Genomic DNA, 23,306 nt, shown 5'->3' on the forward strand with positions numbered 1-23,306 from the left:
ATGAAACATGCATCTGTGGGCAAATACCGCCCGTATCCTCAAGTTGATTTGCCAAATCGCATTTGGCCTACCAAAACCATCACACACGCTCCGATTTGGTGCAGTGTCGATCTTCGCGACGGAAACCAAGCGTTGATCACCCCGATGAATTTGGATCAAAAACTCTCTCTCTTCACCCTCTTGCTGAAACTCGGATTTAAAACCATCGAGGTGGGATTTCCCTCCGCATCCAAAGTCGAATTTGACTTTTTACGCACCCTCGTAGAGCAAAAACTGATTCCCGATGATGTGACGGTACAAGTCCTCGTCCAAGCGCGCGAACATTTGATTGATAAAACGTTTGAAGCTCTTGCGGGAGTTAAAAAAGCGATTGTCCATCTGTACAACTCGACTTCCGTTGCCCAGCGTAAAATCGTTTTCGGCAAAGAGCAAGACGAGATCATCGCCCTTGCAATGGAGGGGGTTGATATGGTCAAAGCGCGTGCATTGAAACACGACGGCGAGATCATGCTCGAATACTCCCCTGAGAGTTTTACAGGGACGGAACTCGAATTTGCCGCCCGTATCTGTAACGCCGTGACCGATAGATGGGGTATTAGTGCAGAGCGTAAAGTGGTGATTAACCTCCCAGCGACTGTGGAGATGGCAACCCCGAACGTCTATGCCGATCAAATCGAGTGGATGAGCCGACACCTTACCAACCGTGAGCACGTACTGATCTCGACCCACACCCACAACGACCGTGGAACCTCGGTTGCCGCAACGGAGTTGGCGTTATTGGCGGGGGCAGATCGTGTCGAGGGGACGTTGCTCTCTAACGGTGAGCGCACCGGAAACGTCGATATTATCACGTTGGCACTCAACATGTATACCCAAGGGGTTGATCCGCAGTTGGATTTCAGCGATTTGGAGAGTGTTGTTCGTGTCGTCGAAGAGTGTACCGATATGAAAACACATGAGCGTCACCCGTATGTGGGCGAGCTCGTTTACACGGCGTTTTCAGGCTCTCATCAAGACGCAATCAACAAAGGATTGGCATATCAACGCGCCAAAGATGATGCGTTTTGGGAAGTACCGTATTTGCCGATCGATCCGAGTGATGTGGGGCGCAACTACGAGGGGATTATCCGTATCAACTCTCAATCGGGCAAAGGGGGGGTAGCCTACGTCCTCGAAGATAAATTCGGCTATTCACTGCCGAAAAAAATGCACCCTGAGATCGGAACCATCGTTCAGCGCGTAACTGATGAAGCGGGACGCGAACTCTCCAGTGAAGAGATTTTAGACATTTTCGAGAAAACCTATTTTGGTGAACCTCACGACATCGAGTTTGTGGACTATTCGGTGATTTCAGAGAGTGCCAAAGAGCACTCCGCCAAATGTGTATTGGAATACACCCATAACGGCAAAGCAATCCGAAGCGAAGGGGTAGGGAATGGTCCTATCGATGCGTGTAAAAATGCATTAATGGTGGAGTATTCTCACAGTTTTAAAATCCTCTCATATTCTGAGCACTCTCGCGGAGAACTCTCCAGTGCCGAAGCGGTCGCCTACATCGAGATTCAGACCGAGAGTTTGGAGAAATTTTTCGGGGTAGGGTGTGATAACGACATCACGGTAGCTTCGATCAAAGCGATGTTTAGTGCGCTTAATCGGGCGTTTTCGTAATTCCTCGTCATTCCGTGCCACGACACGGAATCCATCCCCGTTCGCCCTGAGCTTGTCGAAGGGTGTTCATGGTTCGACAAGCTCACCACGAACGGAAATAATTGATACGCTCTGTCATCCCCGACGTGATCGGGGATTTAGCTCTTTAAATTTATTTCAATATATGCCATGGTTTATCCTTTAAAGGATTAATTGCCTTATAGTTTTCATCACTTGCCCAAGTATCTAAAAAAATCTTCCATCCATTTTTATACGGAATAATCATCCATAGTCTTGACGTGTTCTCTTCTAACTTCAAGGCAGATCCATAAAGTGGTGTTTCAAAAGTATCTAACATCAATTGAACTTTGAATTTTTTGTTCTCAATTTGAATTTCACTATTCCTAAAACACCATTTTTGATTTAATTCATCTTTATAACACTTATTTTGAAATAGTCTATTAAAATAAATTGTATTTTCATCCAAAGCTTTACCTACTCGTATGAAAGGTCCTTCCCATTTATGGTTATTTTTATTAAATATCCATAATTTATTTTTTAAGATTGCACTACATACTGATTGTATAGAACCTTCATGCCAATTATCATAAGCAAAAATTTCTCCAGATTCGTAAATATCAGCATCTTTGATTTGATTATTTGTTCTTTCTTTTTTGGTTATATTAAAACTCACCATATCGCCAGTCCACTCCCCTGCAGCTGATGGCCATTGACGAAATATAGGAAGACGATTCCACAGTGTAGCCTCGGTGTAATATCCAGTATATTTTGCTAAAACATTTTGCTGTTGACATTCAATAGGTTTATCTGAACTCCATAGTGAAGTAAACATTACAAATAAAAAAAATATTTTGTACATCGTAATCCTTATTAATCTTAACTCGCCTTGTGCGTCTGTTCTTCTTTTAATCGTTCCGCTATCCAAACTTTGATAATCGATTGGCGTATTACGCCGCTTCGTTAGAACCGTGGCGGATGTTTCCGATATTTTGATTTTCGTAGAGATCGGCAATCGGAAAACATAAATCGTAATCATTCCACTCTAAATCGCCATCGGTGATCGAAAAGTTTTTAAAAATTTCTAAATCAGAATATTTGGCGATATGCGGGTTAGTGGATGAGCAGATAAAATTTTCAAAATCAATCGTTTGGGTTGTTTGGTCATTAAAGTGCAAACGAATTTTGTACCCGTTTAGATACTCTGCGTTTTCGATGAGGATGATTTGATTTTCGGTAATCATTTTACTTTTCCTTCTATTTTGATACAATTGATTTGTTTGTGTAACACAAAATAATCGATCCATTTTTGGACTATTTCACTCTGAAACGTTTCAACCAATTTTTGGAACTCTCTAAGTTCATTTAATGGTAAAGGTCTTTTTCCTTTGACCTCTTTGATAATAATCTTAGAAATTTTACCATCGATGATAATGAATTCGGCTTTGGACTCATATCCTTGATATTTACCGTGAACATGGACAGGTTCGTGCTCGTTGCTATAGAAAAGTATAGAAATCCCTAAATATTCAAAAATTTTGGGCACATATACTCCTTTTACTTGATGCTATAAGTATATCAAAATGCAAGATAGTTTCATACCACGAACGGAACCCATATTAACTCGCCTTATGAGTCTGTTCTTCTTTTAACCGTTCCGCTATCCAAACCTTGATAATCGATTGGCGTGTCACCCCAATCTTTTTGGCTTCGATGTCGAGTGCATTGACGATCCATTCGGGAAAATCGACATTCACTTTTTTCGGTTGCGTTCCGATACGTTTTGCAGTGGTGAGATCGAGATGCTCACTTATATCTTCGCCTGAGTCAAATAATTCGTCTAATTCTTCAGCTTTCATCATAAATCCTTGGTATAAAAATAGTATCATTTCTATACTTTTATGTCAACTCTTTTAGAAAAATATAAAAAGAGCTGGATTCCCAATCGAGTTGGGAATGACGAAATAATACCTATGTTCAAATTTCTACCTCATTTAAACCAATCAGTGATACAATTTTCAAAACAACAATCGAGGATTTTGAAATGCATACCGTCCGACTCACTATCCATGACACGATTTATGACAAACTGATGGGGTTTTTAGAGATTCTTCCGAAAGATAAGATCGGGATTATCGAAGAGAGTGAGTATCCCGCACTTTCATTCGACGAAGCAAAACTAAAAGTAGAGCACGCTATCAACAATATCTCTAAAAATGAGGGGATTGATCTCGCCAGTGCTATCGAAAAAGTGATACACGCGTAAATACCGTCGTTTTTCAGATTCAAGAGAGCAATATTCATATTTTGACGGTATTTCGTCAAAAATAAACCTTTTAATCGAGCATTTTTGTAACTTATTTTCTCTACTTTTCTTTTTCACTAAAAATGTAGAATAAGTTTTTAACCCCTTCTTCGCTATAATCGCGCAATTTTTACTATACAGTGAGTAAACCATGATGGATGTCCGCGAAGCCTTTTTGGCATTTTTTGAATCAAAACAACACGAACGTGCTGCGAGTTCTCCTCTCGTACCTGATGATGCAACCTTGCTTTTTACCAATGCGGGGATGGTGCCGTTTAAGTCAATCTTTACAGGGGATATCCCAATCCCTGCTAATCCAAGAGCGACCAGTTCTCAAACGTGTTTACGTGCGGGTGGGAAACATAACGACCTAGAAAACGTGGGGCATACGGCGCGTCACCATACGTTTTTCGAGATGCTTGGGAATTTCAGTTTCGGAGATTATTTCAAAGAGGAAGCGATTGCCTATGCGTGGGAGTTTGTAACTGAAGTGATGAAGCTTCCGAAAGAGAAGTTGTGGGTCACTGTCCATGAGAGCGATGATGAAGCCGAAGCAATCTGGAAAAAGCATATCGCCTCAGATCGCATTATGCGTCTTGGGGATAAAGATAATTTCTGGCAGATGGGAGATACTGGACCGTGTGGACCGTGTTCGGAGATTTTCGTCGATCAAGGGGCGGAACATTTTAACGGTCCTGAGGATTACATGGGGGGCGATGGGGATCGTTTCTTGGAAATCTGGAACCTCGTCTTTATGCAGTATGAGAAAAAGGTGAAAGATGGAGCGTTGATTCCATTACCAAAACCCTCTATCGATACGGGGATGGGATTAGAGCGTGCGGTTGCGGTACTCGAAGGGGTACAAAGCAACTATGATAGCTCCCTCTTTATGCCGATTATCCGCAAAGTTGAAGCGTTGATTTCTAAGCCGTATAGCTATGCAAGCGGTGCATCGTACCGTGTTATCGCCGATCATATCCGAACCGTTACGTTCTTGCTCGCACAGGGGACAAATTTCAGCAATGAAGGGCGTGGGTATGTATTACGTCGTATTTTGCGTCGTGCGGTTCGTCACGGATATTTGCTCGGATTTACCAAACCGTTTATGTATGAAGTTGCCGATACCGTAGCTGATTTGATGGGGAAACAATACCCTTATGTTGTCGAAAAATTGGCAGTTTTAAAAGAGCAAATCATGCTCGAAGAGGAGCGATTTTTCAAAACCATCGCTTCGGGGATTGAACTCTTTAACGAAGAACTCAAAAATACCAAAGAGACCTTCAGTGGGGAAGTGGCGTTTAAACTCTACGATACGTTCGGATTTCCACTCGATTTGACCGAAGATATGCTTCGGGAAAAAAATCTCTCCCTCGATGTGGAGACGTTTGAAGAATTAATGTCTGAACAACGTCGTCGTGCGAAAGCAGCGTGGAAAGGTTCAGGAGATGCGGCGGTTGAGGGGGATTTTAAAACCCTTTTGGAGACGTTCGGTGTCAATGGTTTTATCGGATATGGCAAAACCAAAGCAAGTGTTACCATCCAAGCGTTATTGGGGGAAAATTTCGAGCGTGTTGAACAGCTTCATGCCCATCAACATGGTTGGGTACTCCTCGAAGAGACTCCGTTTTATGCAGAGAGCGGTGGACAATGCGGTGATAGCGGAGTGCTTGGGGATAAAGCGGTGGTGTTGGATACGAAAAAATTCCACGGATTAAACCTCTCTCACATCGAGACCCGCGCGACACTCAGTGTCGGTGAGCGGATTGAAGCGGTTGTGGATATCTCCCGTAATGAAATCGCGAAACACCACTCGGCAACCCACTTGCTCCATGCAGCGTTGTATGAAATCCTCGGTGAACACATCTCCCAAGCAGGTTCACTTGTCGAACATAACCGTCTCCGTTTTGACTTTTCCCATCCAAAAGCGATGTCTCATGAAGAGATTGCTCTCGTCGAAGAGCGTGTGAACTACCATGTTCTCCATGCCCTAGAGGGGATGACGCGTGAGATGAGTATTGATGAGGCGAAAAAAAGCGGTGCAAAAGCGCAATTCGGTGAGAAATACGGTGATACGGTTCGCGTTGTAAACTTCGGGACGGCATCGGTCGAGTTTTGCGGTGGTATCCACGTCGATAACACGGCAACTATCGGGACGTTTGTGATTGTCAAAGAGAGCGGTGTGAGTGCGGGTGTACGACGTATCGAAGCGGTATGCGGTAATGCGGCGTATAACCTCTTTAAATCGCAACGTCATTTGCTCGAATCGGTAGAGACATCGGTAAAAAACCGCGATGTGTTAGCGGGTATCGAACGTCTCAAAGAGCAGGTTAAAACACTTAAATCGGAAATGAGTACATTAGCTTCAAGTGCAAAAGAAGAAATTGCTGTAACGATGATGGGCTCTACCGCTGTAGTGGTTGCAGAGTTGGGGAACGGTGATATCAAAGAGCGGATTGATGAGCTCAAAAATCAGCACGATTCGGTTGCAGTGATTTTATTCCAAATCAAAGAGGATAAAGTTCTTCTCGCGGCGGGTGCTAAAAATACGAATGTTAAAGCGGGTGATTGGATTAAAACAATCGCACCGATCCTCGGCGGTGGCGGTGGTGGACGTCCTGATTTTGCCCAAGCGGGTGGAAAAGATGCTAGTAAATTGGGCGAAGCTAAAGAGGCAGCACTCAAATACGTGAGTGAACAGTTAGGGTAATTTTGTCATCCCCGCGAAGGCGGGGATCCAGCTAGATTTACCCGCAGGGGGCACAATGCCCGCCTTCGCGGGAATGACGAATCAAGGAATAAAATGAAAGAATTTTTAGTAGATACATTTGTCCATCATCGGACATTGATAATCTTCTTGCACGTGATAAGTGCGGTAATTTGGGTAGGGGGGATGATCGCTATCCGTTTTGCCGTTCATCACTCATTGGCAATGATTGACGATCCAAAATTGAAAATGGAACGCGCCTTGGATACATTGAAACGTTTTTTTACCATTGTATGGCCATTTGTAGTTGTTTTAATTATGACGGCTGTCTTGATGGCGGTAGGGTACCAATTCCGTGCGGCTGCTATGGATGAGAATGGAAACGTTATCAATGAATACATGATGAGTATTTACAATACCGTCCATATCAAAGAGATGATTTGGGTGATTATGTCTATCAATCTCGGTGCCATGATGTTTCGTCGCCATAAAGCTGAAATCGCATTGCGTGATGGGAATTTACAAAGAGCGAAAGATTTGCTTGAAATGATTTCTAAATACATGGTACCGATCAATATTACGTTAGGCGTGATCGCTATTTTTATCGGTGTCGTTCTTCGTAACGTACATTAGTTTTTGATACACCTTATGAGTAAAACCCATAAGGTGGCAGGGACTAAAGTCCCTTGCAACCCCCTAAAGCTACCCATATCTTTCGGATATGAGAGAATAAAGGAATTCAATGCTCCGTTTAGCTTCTTCCTCCGTTACTCGTGCTGAACTGCTGAGAGTGGCGGGCATCCCCTTTCTCCAAGAGTCTATCGATTTCGATGAAGACTCTATAGTCGCTCCAACTCCGAAAAACTTTGTCTATCAAGCGACACTCGGAAAATACCGTTTGAATTTAGAGAGATTCGGATGTGCCGATTATCCCCTCCTTGTCGCCGATACGGTAGTCACTGCAGGGGGAAAAATCTTGCGAAAAGCAAAAGATGAAGCCGATGCACGTGCTATTTTAGAGACCCAAAGCGGCTCAGAGGTTGCCATTATCACCTGTATGATTTACAAAACACCCCGACTTGAACTTCTCGATATCTCCTCAACCCACTATTTTTTTGACCCTTTTAAACCGGATGCTGTTGAGCGTTATATCCAAAGCGGTGAATGGCGCGGAAAAGCAGGGGCGTGTATGGTCGAGGGATTTTGTAAACCCTATATACGTGAAGTACGCGGGTTTGAGAGTACGGCGATGGGGCTGTGCGTTGAAGTATTAAAGCCGTTTGTATGATGAACCCCTACACCAACGAACTCAAAGCGCTGAAACGCTCCGGTCGATATCGTGAACGCCATCTTGTCGATGAGGGTATCATCGATATGGCGTCTAATGATTACTTGGGATTGGCACATTTAAGTAAACTTCATGATATGGCGTGCAAAACGTTAAAAAATTATGGATACCATGCTCCAAAATCATCCATGCTGGTCAATGGCTATCATCCAATCCATAAAAATTTTGAAAAAGCACTCTGCGAAGCGAACGGATTTGAAGAGGCTATCGTGATGGGGAGCGGATTTAATGCCAATATCGGACTGATAGAGTCGCTAGTACGTCGGGGTGATGTGCTGCTGATGGATGAAGAGTATCACGCCAGCGGAATGGTGGCGACGAAGATGTGTGAGGGGGAGGTAATCATATTCTCTCATAACGACACAGTAGCTTTGGAAAAAGAGTTGATGCGCGCGCAGGGGAAACGGGTGATTGTCGCTATTGAGGGGATATACTCGATGGGAGGTGACCTCGTTCCCAAAGAAATTATCGAACTTGCCATTAAATATGAAACGATTTTGATTTTGGACGAGGCGCATAGCAGTGGAGTTATCGGAGAAAATCTGATGGGGATTTTAGACTTTTACGGTATTACTCCGACCCCACTAATGGTTAAAATGGGGACTCTCGGTAAAGCATATGGGAGTTTTGGAGCGTATGTTCTCTCATCACATCATATCAATGAGTATCTCATTAATCGGGCTAAAAATGTCATCTACGCCACTGCTCCTTCGCTTTATGATACGGCATTGGCGCATCATGCTCTTCTCTATATACAAGAACATTCTGGAGTGTTGCGAGAAGCTATTTTGCGACGACAACGTATCATCAAAGAGATTTTAAATATCGATATTGCAGGGTTGATTCTTCCGCTAGAGATAGGAAATAATCGAGCTGTGATGGAGATACAAAAAATTCTCAAAGAGGAGCTCGGTGTTTCGGTGGGAGCAATACGCCAACCGACTGTTAAAGCGGCGATTATCCGACTTATCGCACGGTTGGATGTGGAAGAAGAGAGATTGATAGGGGTGTGTGAGCGTTTTAGAGACATTTTGGTAAAATACGTTCCATGAAGAGTATCGCGATTGAGCACCTAAAAATCGTCCATAAATCTAAAGTGTTAGTAGAGTGTGCATTTCGTATCGGCTCCTCTTTGGCGCTTGTTGGGCAAAGTGGAAGCGGCAAATCGCTTATTCTTAAAACCCTTTTGGGGTTGAATGAGAGCACTTTGGAGATAGAACTTCGTAAAAGTGCACATTTTGAGTGGATTCGGGGCAAAAGTGTCTCATTGGTTCCCCAAAATCCTTTTACTGCCCTCTCTCCGCTTACCAAGATTAAAGACCAACTTTTTCTCTCTCATGAAGAGGCGGTGAGGATGTTTGGATGGCTTGGGTTAGCTGAAGAGCTTTTGAACCGTTATCCGAGTGAACTCTCAGGTGGGCAATTACAGCGGGTCATTATCGGGATAGCGTTAAGCTCTAAGCCCTCATTGCTCCTTTTGGATGAGCCGACAACGGCATTGGATTTAAACTCAAAACGAGCTTTGATTGATTTGTTACTATCGTTACAGCATCAATTTGGGTTTTCGATGCTTTTTGTCACCCATGATATGAGTGTTGCATCACAATTGTGTGAAGATATTTGTGTCCTTAAAGAGGGAATGATAGTGGAAGAGGGTAAAATGGCAGATGTTTTACGCAATCCTCACCATTTGTATACGCAACAGTTGATTGACGCTGATTTTGAAACCAGGGAATATAGAAAATGAAGAAAAAATTATGGATTATAATAGCTCTTATAGTGATGATTCCCATCGGTTATTTGGGGTATGTTATTTATAACTTTGAATACGAAACGCAACGCCTTATCAACTATAAACCCCTTTTGACTACAGAAGTGTATGACCGAAACGGTGAAAAAATTGCCAATCTTTTTAGTGATGAACACCGTTATTACGTTTCGTTTGAGAATATCCCACCTCGTCTTATTGAAGCACTTATCGCGATTGAAGATACCGATTTTTTTGAACATCATGGGGTAAATCCGGATGCTATTATGCGTGCTATTATCAAAGATGTCTCTGCCGGAAAGCTCAAAGAGGGGGCGAGTACGATTACGCAACAACTCGTTAAAAATGCCCTTTTAACCCGAGATAAAAATTTTGCCCGTAAATTTAAAGAGGTTCTTTATGCTATTCGTATTGAACAAGAACTCTCTAAAGAACAAATCTTAGAGAGGTATTTTAATGAAATTTATCTCGGGCATGGATATTACGGTATTAAAACTGCATCTGATGGATATTTCCATAAGCCGCTGAAAGAGTTGAGCCTCAAAGAGATGGCGATGTTGGTAGGACTTCCAAAGGGGCCTAATTTTTATGCGCCGACTAAAAACTATGAGCTCTGTTTAGGGCGTGCCAATCGTATTATCGCGAGGATGCAAGAACTCGGATGGATTGATCAAGCAACCTATGATAAAGCGACACAAGAGCGCCCTCAAGTTTATAACGATACATTGAGTAAGAACTCGGGACCTTATATCATCGATGAGGTTATGCGTCAACTCGGCGATGCCTTTCCCGATATTCGTAGCGGAGGATATAAAATCTACACGACCATCGATATGCGACTGCAAGAATCGGGATATAAAGCACTTCAATCGGGACGTGAGGAAATTTTGAAACGGGCTGAAGAATCGGGTGTGTTAGATGAAAATATAAAAAGTCAGCTCAACGGAGCTTTGATGAGTATGGATCCGAATACGGGTGAAGTGTTGGCGATGGTCGGCGGATATGATTATTCGGTGAGTCCGTTTAATCGTGTTACCCAAGCCAAACGTCAACCGGGTTCAGCATTTAAACCGTTTATTTATCAAGTCGCACTCGATAGCGGTATGTCACCGGCAACACTGGTTCCCGATATCGCCCGCACCTATACCTATAAAGGGGACAATGGTGAGGATAAAGAGTGGAAACCGAAAAACTATAAAAACGAGTACAAAGGGATGGTAACCATCCGTGATGCACTGACCCATTCTCGAAATTTGGCAACCATCAACATGGTGAGCGATATGGGTTTCCAAAAAGTGGTTGAAGGGCTTCGACGTTATGGAATCGTTGAAAATATCCCTCCCGATCTCTCTATCGCTTTGGGAACTATTATGATCTCTCCGTACGATTTGGCGAAATATTACACCATGTTCCCAACCGGTGGGATTCAAACGAATCCGATTTTAATCCGTCAAGTCATTACCCCAAAAGGGGAGACGTTCCGTTATGAAAATAAACGTCGTCAAGTAAATACCAAAGAACAAACCTATCTTATGACCTCAATCTTGCAAGATGTTGTTGCGTATGGAACAGGGACATCAGCTCGCGTATCAGGGGTTGATATCGCCGGTAAAACAGGTACAACCAATAAAAACGTCGATGCATGGTTTGTTGGTTATTCTCCAACTGTTGAGACGGTAGTTTGGTATGGGAACGATAATAATACTCCAATGCCTCGAAGTGAGACGGGTGGACGTGCAGCAGGACAAGTTTTCCGCTATTTTTACCAAGATTTAATGCGAATTTACCCCAATACTAAACGTTATTTTGATCGTCCTGCCGGAGTGTATTTGGATTCAGCAATCGATAGTAATTCGACCGAAAATTTTACCGATACTTCCGCTGCACCTGATGCAACGCAAGCACCCGCACCGACAACAGAAGAGAAATTGGTATTTTAAGACTATTTTCGCTTCGTTGCTTGGGAGAGATAAAACCACACTCCTCCACCGATAACGACAAGCGAGATAGGAGCGAGGTAGGGTTTGTCCGCAATAAGTTTAAATCCTTCGACAATCGCTCCACCGAAAAGATAACTCACCCCTCCGACAACGATAGCCCAAAGTGCCGCACCGATAGCGTTATAGATACTGAATTTTATAAAATTGTATTTTGTCAACCCGATTGCCAAAGGGACGAGGGTTTTTAATCCATAAATAAATTTTTTGATGACAATGATCCATGATCCTCGACGTTTGAGGAGAAGGTGGGAAAATGCCAGTTTGCGGCGGTGTTTTTTAAGATGTTCCATCATCTCATGTTTATGGTAGCGAGACATATAAAATATGAGTGAATCGCCGATAAAGTTAGCGAGAAAGGCGATACTTATGGAGAGGGTTAAATCCATTTTACCCATAAAACTGAGAACACCCGCACCGATGAGGGCAACCATTCCACCCCCAAGAGAGTAGATAAAAACGACTAGGTAGCCATACGTTGAGAGATTTTTGAGCATTTCATCCATAAATATAATTTCCTTTATAAAATAATTTCCGTAATTCATCACCTAGAGCCGCGCCGAAAGCAGAAGTGCTGAGAGGCGCGAAGCGTTTATGAATTACGGTATGGTCTTTTGGTACTTTTCTGACTAAACAGAAAAGTATAGAGATTTATAATTTCCGTATTTTAGCGATTTCATCCCGTAATCTCGCCGCCTCTTCAAATTCCAACTTCTTCGCCGCCTCTTTCATTTTAGTGGTGAGTTCATCGACCAGTTTTTTACGCTCCGCTGCTGGAAGTGTTTTCGCTTTTTTCGAGCGGTTGTATAAATCACCTACATCTTCGAGTTTGAGATTTTCATCGAGATTACGTTTCGTTGTTGTCGGGGTGATACTATGTTCGGTATTAAATGCCTCTTGTCGTGTGCGACGTTCGTTGGTTTTAGAGATTGCCCTCTCCATCGATCCTGTTATTTTATCGGCATAGAGGATAACCCGACCATGTTCATTACGTGCGGCGCGTCCGATAGTTTGGACGAGAGAGGTTTCGGAACGTAGAAAGCCCTCTTTATCGGCATCGAGGATAGCAACCAAACTCACCTCCGGTAAATCCAACCCCTCCCGCAAGAGGTTGATTCCGATAAGGACATCGAAACCGCCCACACGAAGCCCTCGGATAATCTGATTTCGTTCGATGGCATCGATTTCGGAATGCATATACTGTACTTTGATCCCCAAATCGGCGAGGTATTTGGTGAGTGCTTCCGCCATTTTTTTGGTGAGTACGGTGACAAGGACACGATCACCCAGAGCCACTGTTTTTTTGATTTCATCGTGTAAATCTTCGACCTGATTGGCTATCGGTTTGATGGTGATGATCGGATCGAGCAATCCTGTCGGACGGATGATTTGATGGGCAAGAGTGGTGCTCAGCTCGAGCTCTTGCGCCGATGGGGTAGCAGAGACGAAGAGATAATGGGGTGCTTTATGGATAAACTCATCGATCATCAACGGGCGGTTGTCGAGGGCGCTAGGAAGTCTGAAACCATACTCGACGAGCACCTCTTTACGGCTACGATCTCCCGCAAACATCCCCCGAAATTGAGGTAAACTCACGTGCGATTCATCGACGATAATGAGAAATTTATCGTGATGGAGGGTGAAATAATCGAGGAGAGTATAGGGGGCTTCACCGGGGAGTTTATCGGTGAGATGACGGGAGTAGTTTTCGACCCCCTTGCACATCCCTGTTGCTTGAAGCATCTCCAAATCAAATTCGCATCGCTGTTTGAGCCGTTGCATCTCGACGATTTTCCCTTGTTTGTCGAGTTCGGCTAGCCGTTCCCCCAGCTCATCTTCGATTCGCTTGATTGCACGGGCAAGTTTCTCTTGACCGACGGCGAACTGAGAGGTGGCGTAGATAGTGACACTCTCTTGTTTTTCGGTCATGGTGTTGCTGAGAGGTTCAAAAAAGGTTAGACGTTCCACTTCATCGCCGAAAAATTCGATTCTTACCGCCTGATCTTGCCAGTACGGGGGATAGATATCGACCACTTCTCCATTAACCCGAAAATGACCGCCGTCAAAATAGGCATCATTGCGGGCGTATCCCATCTCGACGAGACGGAGGAGGAGCTTTTTTTGGTTGATCTCATCCCCTATAGCGATTACCTGCACCATCTTCTCATACTCTTCAGGATCTCCCAACCCGTAGTTAGCAGAGACGGAGGCGACGACGATAACATCATCATAGCTTAGGAGATTGGCAGTGGCAGAGAGGCGTAGACGTTCTAACTCGTCGTTGATGGAACTATCTTTTTCGATAAATAAATCTTGGCGAGGGATATAGGCTTCGGGTTGATAATAGTCGTAGTAGCTGATGAAATACTCGACATGGTTTTCGGGGAAAAAAGAGCGAAATTCACTGTAAAGCTGTGCCGCGAGGGTTTTGTTATGGGTCATAATGATGGTGGGGAGCTGAACACTCTCGATTACCTTTGCCATCGTGAATGTCTTACCGCTTCCGGTTACCCCCTCTAGGGCAACGTATTGTTCACCCCGTTTGATACCGGAGGCGAGTGCTTCAATAGCGACTGGCTGATCGCCGGCAGCTTGGTAAGGGGTGTGGACTTTAAAAATCGGCAATGAGTAACCCTAATGTTGTATCTATTAATGAAGTGAAATTATAGCGGAAAACCTATTTTTCATCACCGATGATGAAGGAGATGCTACTGAGTTAAGATGATTACAATATAATTTCAAATAAATAATATAAGTAGTCAATAACAATGCTCTTTAATAGCTATGAATTCATCTTTTTCTTTTTACCGATTACCTTTGGTATCTATTTTTGGCTGAATAAAAAACGTTTGACGTCCGCTTCAAAAGGGTGGATGGTATTTGCTTCACTCTTTTTTTATTCGTGGTGGAATGTTATTTATCTCCCCCTTATTTTAGGTTCTATCCTTTTTAACTTTACGGTAGGCTCGAGTATTACCCATATTAACACGACCCACCTTTTGAAAAAAAGGCTCTCTTCTAAGAGCCTATTAACGTTTGGTATTTTTGCCAATGTTTTGTTGCTGGTCTATTTCAAGTATATGGATTTTTTTATTACCAATGCCAATACGTTCGCTGGTACCCATTTTAATATGATGCATATCGTTCTCCCTTTGGGGATTAGCTTTTTCACTTTTACCCAAATCGCGTATTTAGTCGATGCGTATCGGAATGAAGTTAAAGAGATGGATTATCTCAACTATACCCTTTTTGTCACCTTTTTCCCCCATTTGCTAGCAGGGCCTATTTTGCATCATAAAGAGATGATGCCGCAGTTTGATGACATCCGTAATAAAGTATTGAATACCAAAAATATTAGTGCCGGAATGTATCTGTTTGCCATCGGACTCTTTAAAAAAGTGGTTATTGCCGATACGTTTGCCATCTGGGCATCGTATGGATACAACCATACAGCCTCTATATCCTTGATGAGTGCGTGGGCAACTTCACTCTCATATACATTTCAGCTCTATTTTGATTTTAGCGGTTATACCGATATGGCGTTGGCGGTTGCTTTGCTCTTTAATATCAAACTCCCTATCAATTTTAATAGCCCCTATAAAGCGTTGAATATCCAAGATTTTTGGAGACGTTGGCACATGACGTTATCGCGCTTTTTGCGTGATTACATCTATATCCCTCTCGGTGGTAATCGTGGTGGAGAATTTCGTACCTATAGCAATCTTTTTACCGTCTTTTTGGTTGGCGGATTATGGCATGGAGCATCGTGGATGTTCGTCATTTGGGGTGCATTGCATGGGGTAGCGATTGTAACGCATCGATTGTGGCAACAGATGGGGCTTAAAATGAATACGATGCTGGCATGGTTCATTACCTTTAATTTTATCAATATTACGTGGATTTTCTTTAGGGCAAAAGGGTGGGATGATGCGGTTAATATCTTATCGGGTATGTTTGGGTTAAACGGGATTGAAGAAGTGTCTGATTTGCTGGAGTTCGGTGGATTATCAACCATAGATTTGTTTATGATGGGTGTCGTTTTTATTCTGGGGATAAGTACTTTTTTCACACCCAATTCCAATCAGTTGGTCAGTTCTTTACGTTTAACCAACAAGAGTATGGTGTTTGGTCTCTTTTTGATGTGTATGGGAGTATTGCATCTGAGTAAGATTTCAACATTTCTCTATTTTAACTTTTAGGCTGATTTATGAAACCAATACCTTGGATACTAAAATTTATTCTATTATCAATCCTTACCCTCTCTATTGTGGGGAGTATAAACTTTATTTTAGATCCATTACAACAATACCGAAAAGCCCATTTTTACAAACCAATCTACGATAATGAGCGTTATTTAAATCCGGGATTAGCCAAAACGTATGAGTATAATCAGGTGATTATCGGATCGTCTATGACGGAGAATTTTATACTTTCCGATGCCAAAGAAATTTTAGGATTTAACAAACCGATTAAATTTTGTATGTCCGGAGCAACGGCGTATGAGATAAAAATCATGTTAGATTCCGCCTATCAACATCGTAAAATAGATAGCGTCATTTATGGTGTTGATCTCTTCTCTTTTACGGGAGAGACAACACGCCTTTTTGACGGAGAGGGCTCCCTCCCCTTTTATCTGTATGATAATAACCGTTTAAACGATTATCGCTATCTTTTGAGTTTCGATACGCTTAAATTTTTTGTCGATTCATTTGTATTGCCGAAACCTGAGGTGATGTTTGATTTGAACCGAATGTATCAGTGGCAACATAAATCAAATGAAGATGATTTTAACGGAACGGATCGACTCGATGAGTGGAGCGAGAAGTATGGGTTTAATCCCGATTATAGTAAAAGTGAGTTTACCCTTAAAGCTTTAAAGGCGAATATTGATACGAATCTGATTCCTCTTATCCAAAATCATCCTGAGACAACGTTTTATTTGTTTTATCCCCCTTATTCGATTCTTGCATTCAAAGATATGGAGAATAAAGGATGGCTGAATACGGTAGAGTTGTTTAAACGTCATCTATTGACTCAGTTAGCGCATTATCCGAATGTCAAGATATACGATTTTCAAGCTTCCAAAGAGGTTACCTGCAATTTGGATAATTATAAAGATTTGCTTCACTACCATCAACGGATTAACAGATGGATGTTAGAAGAGATGAAAAAAGAGAATTATCTAACGAGTGATAAAGGTAAATTTGGGCGATTAAATCGATCTTTGATTAGCAACATTCATGGGTGTGGCATACAATAATTTCAATCACTTTCGGATTGAGATATTGCTTTTGGAAGTTCTATCCAAATAGCTTTAAGTGAGAGTTCAAGATCATAGATGAATAAAGAAAGTGATCCTATTAAACTGACGATACTCGAAATAAAAAGGGTTATGAGCAAGTAGGTCATATTAAAATGGTACAGTGCAGATCCAAACAGTCCGATGATAATAAAGGAAACAAATAAAACACTCAATACCGCCAAAAAATTACTATTTCGAATCACTTTTGCTCTGAGTGTTAATATTTTAAGCTCAGATAGAATACGAAGATGATCGCTGTTTGATGAGTTACGGTACTCAACAGAGAGTTGTCGGGTGCGATCGATTATCCGTCCGAAACGATTCGTAAGACTCAAAATAATCAAACCGACACCGGAGATTAAAATGACAGGACCGATGGCTAACTGTAATGTGGGGATAACATCTGCGAGTAACATAAAATACCTTTGAGAGCAACGTTCTAAAAATTATAGCGGATTATCAATATCCTTTGTCAAACTGTGTTAAAATAACTCTAATCACTTTATACCCAAAGGTTATCCATGCTTTTTAACCCAACCCCTCTTGAGAAACTCACTACGCTGACCAATCAGCTTATCGAAAAACATGCATCGGCTGCTAATGATAACCAAGCGCTTCACAATGAGATTGCTACCTTAAAATCATCATTAAAAGCGAAAGAGGATGAGGTAGCAAGCCTCAATAATGAATTGCTGGAAAAAGATATTGAGATCGAAGCTATCGTCTCTAAAATCGAAACTCTTTTAGGATAAGTAGTGAAAACCAAAGTCTCTCTCACCCTCAACGCCAAGCGTTACGATATCGATGTTGAGGAAGATTTTGCCACCTATCTCATCTCTCAGATGAAACACGATTTTAGCTATGAGGGGAATAATGACCATAAACAACTCCTTCAAGCTTACGTTCGTCGCACTTTTACCCTTTATGAGCAAGAGAAACAAATTAATGCTCTCATCGATACCCTCCAATCGTAAATACACTTTCACAATTTCTCCACAATAACTTTTTATACTGCTCATATCAAAAGGGAATCTCGAAAGAGAAACTCTCCAAAAAGGAGTTTAAAATGAATAAGTTGCTCTCAATCTTATTGGTTGCGGCACTCAGTGCCTCTGTTGCTTCAGCTGATGCTAAAGCGGGTCAAAAAGCGTATTTAAAAACGCTCAAAGCAAAGTTCAACATGAACGGTACCAAATTTGCCGCCGATCATACGGTAGCGGAGTGGGAAGAGCTTTTTGCCAATGGGGCAAAAGGGTTTATCAAAGAGTACAGTGAAAAATATCCCGCTTCAGCAGCGGTTTTAAGCAGTCCAGATATGGCGGATAAACTCCAAGATGTCGGGGATTTTGCGAAAGAGTACGGTTCGGATAGTGGAAACGTTCCGAGTTGTGGGTAAGGGGTTGCGTCATTCCGTGCACCGACACGGAATCTAAAAATACTAAGAACGTGGATACCGTATCAAGTACGGTATGACGAAATTAGGCAAAGATAAAATAAAAGGATATTCAAATGAAAACGTTAATTGCAATTTTAGGTTTAACAGCAATGTTGAGTGCTGCCGATGGTGCGGCAATGTATCAAAAATGTAGTGCATGTCATGGTGCTAAAGCCGAAAAAGCGGCTTTAGGAAAATCAGAAGTGATTGGTGGATGGAGTTCATCAAAAACACTTGATGCTCTCAAAGGGTATAAAGCGGGAACCCGTAATACCAAAGGGATGGGTGCTATCATGAAAGGGCAAACAGCCTCGTTGAGTGATGGCGATATGAAAGTACTCAGCGATTATATTGCAGGGTTAAAATAATTTTCTCACCTCTCCTCCCCATCAGCGGGAGGTTTTATACATCATCTCTAAATTGTGCCATAACCGCTTTAATCTCATTCATACTTGATAAAAAAGAATCCACAAGCTCACCGTCAAAATGTTCCCCTTTTTGTGTAATGAGATAGTTAATTGCATCCTCTAAACTCCATGCCTCTTTGTAAGGGCGTTTGGAAGTAAGGGCATCAAAAACATCGGCAATAGCAACGATACGTCCCGCGAGGGGTATATCGTACCCTTTGATTCCATAAGGATACCCTTTTCCATCAAAGCGTTCGTGATGAGTGAGGGAGACAATACGTGCTGTTTGAAGTAAAAGAGAGTGGTGATTCCCGATGATGTCAGCTCCTTGAAGGGGATGACGCCGTACAATTTCCCATTCATGATTTTCGAGTGAGCTTGGTTTTTGTAAGATGGCATCGGGAGTTCCTATTTTTCCGATGTCGTGCATCGGGGCGGCAAGATAGATAAGCTCGACACGTGCATTATCGAGACCGATTTTTTGAGCGATAATCTTTGCGTAAGCACTCATCCGTAAAACGTGAGTACCCGTCTCATTATCTTTAAACTCAGCCGCACGCCCAAGTTGACGGATAACCTCCATACGGGTGAGGACAATCTCCTCTGTCCGCTCTTGAAGTTTTTGTTCCAAATCGTGTTTATAGCGCAGTAATGAGATTTGGGTGTTAATCCGTGCGAGGACGATAGAGGAGTTAATCGGTTTAGTGATGTAATCGACAGCACCGAGATGTAGCCCCTCCGCTTCATCGGTTTCATCGCTGAGTGCAGTAACAAAGATAACAGGGATATTACGGGTGAGAGAGTCATTTTTGAGTTTTTTGCATACATCATATCCACTGATATCGGGCATCATAATATCGAGTAAAATCAAATCGGGGATATCTCCCGAAGCAATCATTTGGAGTGCTTTTGTACCGTTTATAGCCACTTTGACTTTATAAAAAGGTTTAAGAATTTCGCTTAGTACCATCAGATTATCGGGGGAATCATCGACGATTAAAATGGTTTCCGGTGAGTAGGGAATCATGGCTTTTCCTTTTGTAGAGTTTGAGAGATAAGAGATGCTGCTTTATCGAATTCAAATTTTTGTATCCATTGATACGCTTCGCTCAATTCGCTCTCTTCAGAATTAGACAATATTACAGAATCATCAAACGCCGTAGCATCACCGTTTCGAAGTTTCAATAAGAGCATATTGAGCTGGGTTAGAGTTGGTGCTTCCGAAGAAGCTATATGTTGTCGATGGGTTTCAAGGGTTTCAATCTCTCTACTGAGCCGTTGAATTTCGGTGTCAATGGCGAGGAGTAAGGGGTGCGCAATCGGATGTTCTGAGAATTCTGCTTCGCGGGAGAGTTGGGTAAGAAGTCCCATCCCAAGCATAGCGGCAACACTTTTTAGGGTGTGGCATAACCGTTTTGCACTTTGCGTATCCTCTTGGAGTGCGTGGGTGTAGCGCTCACTAAAGTTGTATTGTTCATGGGGAAACTTTTGTAGAAGGCGTCGATAAAGATGATCGTTTCCGCTGAGTCGTTGGAGGGCGTTTTGGGTATCAACTCCTTCGATAGGGGGAAATGAGGCTATCTTAGAGAGTTCATCCAAATCGATGTTTCGATGACATTGCAGGGCGATTTCACGGTAGAGTTTAGATGAATCAATCGGTTTGGTGATATACCCATCCATTCCGACTGAACGACATTGTGCTTCATCTCCATCCATAACATTTGCCGTCATAGCGATGATAGGTATGTAGGGTAATGCGAGGTCACTGCGGATATGACGTGTCGCTTCATAGCCATCCATAATCGGCATTTGGCAATCCATAAGTATGGCATCAGGAGTTGGATTTTGGAGGAGCCACTCGAGAGCCTCTTGCCCGTTGGAGACGATAGAGACATTTATTTTAGCATCGGTGAGTATTTCATAGGCGACCTCTTGATTACTTTCGTTATCTTCGACTAGCAAAAGAGAGAGTCCGTTGAGCGATTTAATGAGAGAATCATTAGGGGTATCAATCGGATGAGAATGGCTGAGGCGTGAATGTCCGTATATCTCTATCAATGTATCAAAAAGATGAGAAGGGGTGATTGGTTTGATTAAGATTTTTTCAGGTCGCTCGATGGCGAATTGTTTAAGCAACTCCTCTTTTTCATACGCCGTCGCCATAATGATGGAGGTAATCTGTCGTGAGTAGCGTTCATTGATACGGTGATACAATTCAACCCCGTTCATCTCCTCCATTTTCCAATCCAAAATGGCAATATCGGCACTAAACCCAGTGTCTAATAAATGCAATGCTTCATGAGCATTTTTACAAATAGCATTGTCGATACCAAAACGTGAGAGCATCTCATGAAAAATTTCCCGTGCGGTTTCGTTATCATCTACCACAAGGACTTTTAAGCGTTGAATAGCCGAAGTCTCGATTGGGAAATTCTCTGAATCTGTTATGCCAAGGGGAATTTCAAACCAAAAAGTACTCCCTTGATTCACAGAGCTTTTAAATCCTATCGTCCCACCCATCAGGGTGACTAACTGTTTTGCGATTGCCAGCCCTAAACCGGTTCCCCCAAATTTACGTGTTGTAGACATATCGGCTTGGGTAAAAGCGCGAAAGAGGAGGTTTTGCTGATCTTGGGATATTCCTATACCGGTATCTTTTACCTCGAATCGGAGTGTTTGGGTATCGTGTTGCATCTCTAGGAGACGTATTTTAATGACAACTTCCCCTTCAGCTGTAAATTTTACCGCATTGGAGACGAGATTCAGGAGGATTTGTTTGAGACGAAGAGGGTCTCCGCTATAGCTTTTGTTAAAGTTGTTTTCAATATCGATTAAGAGTTCTATCCCTTTTTGTTCCGCACGCATCCCTAGTAAATCTGTAACGGAGATAACCAACTCTTCAAGATTAAACAAGATAGATTCTATTTGGAGTTTTCCGGCTTCGATTTTGGAAAAGTCGAGAATGTCATTGATAATGTCGAGGAGAAGATGGGAAGCTTCAGACGCTTTGGTGATAAAGTGACGCTCTTTTTCGGGCAATTTCCCTTTGAGTGCGAGTTCGGTCATCCCGATAATCGCGTTCATCGGTGTTCGTATCTCATGGGACATATTGGCTAAAAATTCACTCTTTGCTTGCGTTGCGGCATGGGCAGCCTCTTTGGCTTCGATAAGTTCACTAATATCGACGATAGCACCGATTAATCCGGCAGGATTCCCATCAGGATCTGCAAATCCGCTTACCCAATAGAGGGTTTGATGATTTTTACCGTCACTAAAAGGGATGAGCATCTCTTTACGAGAGGTTCCGATTGTATTGATTATCTCTTCATCTTCGGCTTGGTAGAGTAGCCGATCTTCATAGGGGAGATACTCTAAATCCAATACTTGTTTGCCGATGAGGCTCTCTCTGGAGATTCCAAACGTCTCCTCATACGCTTTGTTGACCCCGATAAAACGGTAATCTTTCCCTTTGTAAAACAGAGGATAGGGAATCGTATCGATTAGGGCTTGTTCAAAGGCGATTTGGTGATTCAGATGCTGTTGCAATTTGTGTTGCATAATCATGTTGTTATGGCTAATGCTCTCACGCTCTTTGATTCGAATATAACGTTGAAATAAGATAAACAACGGGATGATGAGTAATAAAAATAAGATAGCAATCCCAAGTGTCTGAAGGGCAACATTGATTAAAAGGGTGTGAATCTCATCGACGGCGATATCGGCACCGATAACATAGTGCTTTCCTTGTGGAGAGACCATCGGGACAAAAACAGAGTGAAATGTCCCCCACTTATCGGTGTATACAGGGCTAAAAATTAACTGCTTAGTTGCGTAGGCCTTTTTGAGTTCCATCGGAGGATTTTCATAATGTTCCCAAAAGGTCACTTTCAACCCTTTTTCAGGATCGTTAGTTTGTTCATTGGAGATGATAAAATAATAATCATTTTGATCGCGAACAACGATATAGAGATAAGAGGCGTTTAGGGTGTGTGCTAAATGATTTGCATCACTAACAAAACGAGTGAACTCTTGAGGTGTGGGGGGTGTTGATTTGGTATAGCGATCAACAAAATGGTTTCCAAATTTTTGGTTCGTTTTGTAGACCATTTCGAGTAATTGAAAATCGATTTGTGCCAGTTTCAGGGTATGTTCACGCTCATAAATAGCCCATGAAATCAATAAAACGATTGCGCAGTATACGAGTATTATGTAACGAAAAAGGGATGAGCCATATAAACGGCGTAAGAGTGCGAGGGGTTTATGTTCCATCGATTAGCCTTTTATAGTAGCTCTATTGTTAAATTATAGCAAATAAAAATTATTTTTCGGGAAAACAACAATAATTTTACTTTCTAAGCTCGATAAATGACGTAGA

The 23,306-nt window shown here is 42.4% G+C and carries 23 protein-coding genes; 14 read left to right on the forward strand and 9 right to left on the reverse strand.

Annotated elements, in window-relative coordinates; genetic code table 11:
- Positions 1-1,668, forward strand: coding sequence for a 2-isopropylmalate synthase (gene leuA, locus PHC76_RS01110; RefSeq protein ID WP_299974132.1), 1,668 nt, complete (start codon positions 1-3; stop codon positions 1,666-1,668).
- A gap of 151 nt (positions 1,669-1,819) precedes the next feature.
- On the opposite strand, the gene PHC76_RS01115 is transcribed toward leuA, so the two are convergent.
- From PHC76_RS01115 to PHC76_RS01130, 4 genes are all read right to left on the reverse strand, one after another.
- Complete coding sequence (locus PHC76_RS01115; RefSeq protein ID WP_299974135.1) at positions 1,820-2,527, reverse strand: hypothetical protein; 708 nt, start codon at positions 2,525-2,527, stop codon at positions 1,820-1,822.
- Between the two features lie 88 nt (positions 2,528-2,615).
- Entirely contained in the window at positions 2,616-2,909 is a 294-nt protein-coding gene (locus PHC76_RS01120; RefSeq protein ID WP_299974138.1) for a DUF2442 domain-containing protein, read from the reverse strand.
- Entirely contained in the window at positions 2,906-3,211 is a 306-nt protein-coding gene (locus PHC76_RS01125; RefSeq protein WP_299974141.1) for a DUF4160 domain-containing protein, read from the reverse strand. Before PHC76_RS01125 ends, PHC76_RS01120 begins: the two co-directional genes overlap by 4 nt.
- 73 nt (positions 3,212-3,284) lie before the next feature.
- Entirely contained in the window at positions 3,285-3,524 is a 240-nt protein-coding gene (locus PHC76_RS01130; RefSeq protein ID WP_294870983.1) for a CopG family transcriptional regulator, read from the reverse strand.
- A 185-nt stretch (positions 3,525-3,709) separates the two neighbouring features.
- Between PHC76_RS01130 and PHC76_RS01135 the strand changes: the two genes are divergently transcribed.
- From PHC76_RS01135 to PHC76_RS01165, 7 genes are all read left to right on the forward strand, one after another.
- Positions 3,710-3,931: a hypothetical protein gene (locus tag PHC76_RS01135; protein ID WP_299972539.1), complete on the forward strand. Its 222-nt coding sequence runs from the start codon at positions 3,710-3,712 to the stop codon at positions 3,929-3,931.
- Positions 3,932-4,124: 193 nt separating this feature from the next.
- Positions 4,125-6,677 carry an alanine--tRNA ligase gene (alaS, locus tag PHC76_RS01140; RefSeq protein ID WP_299972542.1) on the forward strand — a complete coding sequence of 851 codons (2,553 nt, stop codon included), beginning with the start codon at positions 4,125-4,127 and terminating at the stop codon, positions 6,675-6,677.
- A 93-nt stretch (positions 6,678-6,770) separates the two neighbouring features.
- Positions 6,771-7,307, forward strand: a complete 537-nt coding sequence (locus PHC76_RS01145; protein ID WP_299972538.1) for a hypothetical protein — start codon at positions 6,771-6,773, stop codon at positions 7,305-7,307.
- A gap of 109 nt (positions 7,308-7,416) precedes the next feature.
- Complete coding sequence (maf, locus tag PHC76_RS01150; protein ID WP_299972536.1) at positions 7,417-7,962, forward strand: septum formation inhibitor Maf; 546 nt, start codon at positions 7,417-7,419, stop codon at positions 7,960-7,962.
- Positions 7,959-9,074: a pyridoxal phosphate-dependent aminotransferase family protein gene (locus tag PHC76_RS01155; RefSeq protein WP_299972535.1), complete on the forward strand. Its 1,116-nt coding sequence runs from the start codon at positions 7,959-7,961 to the stop codon at positions 9,072-9,074. The genes maf and PHC76_RS01155 overlap by 4 nt, the downstream gene beginning before the upstream one ends.
- Entirely contained in the window at positions 9,071-9,769 is a 699-nt protein-coding gene (locus tag PHC76_RS01160; RefSeq protein ID WP_299972533.1) for an ATP-binding cassette domain-containing protein, read from the forward strand. Before PHC76_RS01155 ends, PHC76_RS01160 begins: the two co-directional genes overlap by 4 nt.
- Positions 9,766-11,730, forward strand: a complete 1,965-nt coding sequence (locus PHC76_RS01165) for a transglycosylase domain-containing protein (protein WP_299972532.1) — start codon at positions 9,766-9,768, stop codon at positions 11,728-11,730. Before PHC76_RS01160 ends, PHC76_RS01165 begins: the two co-directional genes overlap by 4 nt.
- A gap of 2 nt (positions 11,731-11,732) precedes the next feature.
- Here the strand turns inward: PHC76_RS01165 and PHC76_RS01170 are convergent, their stop codons facing one another.
- Positions 11,733-12,293, reverse strand: coding sequence for a DedA family protein (locus PHC76_RS01170; RefSeq protein ID WP_299972531.1), 561 nt, complete (start codon positions 12,291-12,293; stop codon positions 11,733-11,735).
- 145 nt (positions 12,294-12,438) lie between these two features.
- Positions 12,439-14,412 (reverse strand): excinuclease ABC subunit UvrB, encoded by a 1,974-nt coding sequence (gene uvrB, locus PHC76_RS01175; RefSeq protein WP_299972530.1) that lies wholly within the window; start codon positions 14,410-14,412, stop codon positions 12,439-12,441.
- Positions 14,413-14,555: 143 nt separating this feature from the next.
- Between uvrB and PHC76_RS01180 the strand changes: the two genes are divergently transcribed.
- Entirely contained in the window at positions 14,556-15,986 is a 1,431-nt protein-coding gene (locus tag PHC76_RS01180; protein WP_299972528.1) for an MBOAT family protein, read from the forward strand.
- An 8-nt stretch (positions 15,987-15,994) separates the two neighbouring features.
- Positions 15,995-17,047, forward strand: a complete 1,053-nt coding sequence (locus PHC76_RS01185; RefSeq protein WP_299972526.1) for a hypothetical protein — start codon at positions 15,995-15,997, stop codon at positions 17,045-17,047.
- 2 nt (positions 17,048-17,049) lie between these two features.
- Here PHC76_RS01185 and PHC76_RS01190 read toward each other — a convergent pair whose 3' ends face one another.
- Positions 17,050-17,505: a DUF2721 domain-containing protein gene (locus PHC76_RS01190; protein ID WP_299972525.1), complete on the reverse strand. Its 456-nt coding sequence runs from the start codon at positions 17,503-17,505 to the stop codon at positions 17,050-17,052.
- A 105-nt stretch (positions 17,506-17,610) separates the two neighbouring features.
- Between PHC76_RS01190 and PHC76_RS01195 the strand changes: the two genes are divergently transcribed.
- The 4 genes from PHC76_RS01195 to PHC76_RS01210 all read left to right on the forward strand — a co-directional run bounded on the left by PHC76_RS01195 (position 17,611) and on the right by PHC76_RS01210 (position 18,892).
- Positions 17,611-17,841 (forward strand): transcriptional repressor TraM, encoded by a 231-nt coding sequence (locus PHC76_RS01195; RefSeq protein ID WP_299972524.1) that lies wholly within the window; start codon positions 17,611-17,613, stop codon positions 17,839-17,841.
- A 3-nt stretch (positions 17,842-17,844) separates the two neighbouring features.
- Positions 17,845-18,063 carry a hypothetical protein gene (locus PHC76_RS01200; protein WP_299972522.1) on the forward strand — a complete coding sequence of 73 codons (219 nt, stop codon included), beginning with the start codon at positions 17,845-17,847 and terminating at the stop codon, positions 18,061-18,063.
- A 92-nt stretch (positions 18,064-18,155) separates the two neighbouring features.
- The gene (locus PHC76_RS01205; RefSeq protein ID WP_299972520.1) at positions 18,156-18,485 is read left to right on the forward strand and encodes a hypothetical protein; all 330 of its coding nucleotides are present in this window, start codon (positions 18,156-18,158) and stop codon (positions 18,483-18,485) included.
- A gap of 113 nt (positions 18,486-18,598) precedes the next feature.
- A complete protein-coding gene (locus PHC76_RS01210; RefSeq protein WP_299972517.1) occupies positions 18,599-18,892 on the forward strand; it encodes a c-type cytochrome in 294 nt (97 codons plus the stop codon).
- A gap of 34 nt (positions 18,893-18,926) precedes the next feature.
- Here the strand turns inward: PHC76_RS01210 and PHC76_RS01215 are convergent, their stop codons facing one another.
- Complete coding sequence (locus PHC76_RS01215) at positions 18,927-19,958, reverse strand: HD domain-containing phosphohydrolase (protein WP_299972516.1); 1,032 nt, start codon at positions 19,956-19,958, stop codon at positions 18,927-18,929.
- Entirely contained in the window at positions 19,955-23,200 is a 3,246-nt protein-coding gene (locus PHC76_RS01220; protein ID WP_299972515.1) for a response regulator, read from the reverse strand. The genes PHC76_RS01215 and PHC76_RS01220 overlap by 4 nt, the downstream gene beginning before the upstream one ends.
- Positions 23,201-23,306 lie beyond the last annotated feature (106 nt).

It is taken from the genome of Sulfuricurvum sp. (assembly GCF_028710345.1).
In the GTDB taxonomy this organism is placed as follows: Bacteria; Campylobacterota; Campylobacteria; order Campylobacterales; family Sulfurimonadaceae; genus Sulfuricurvum.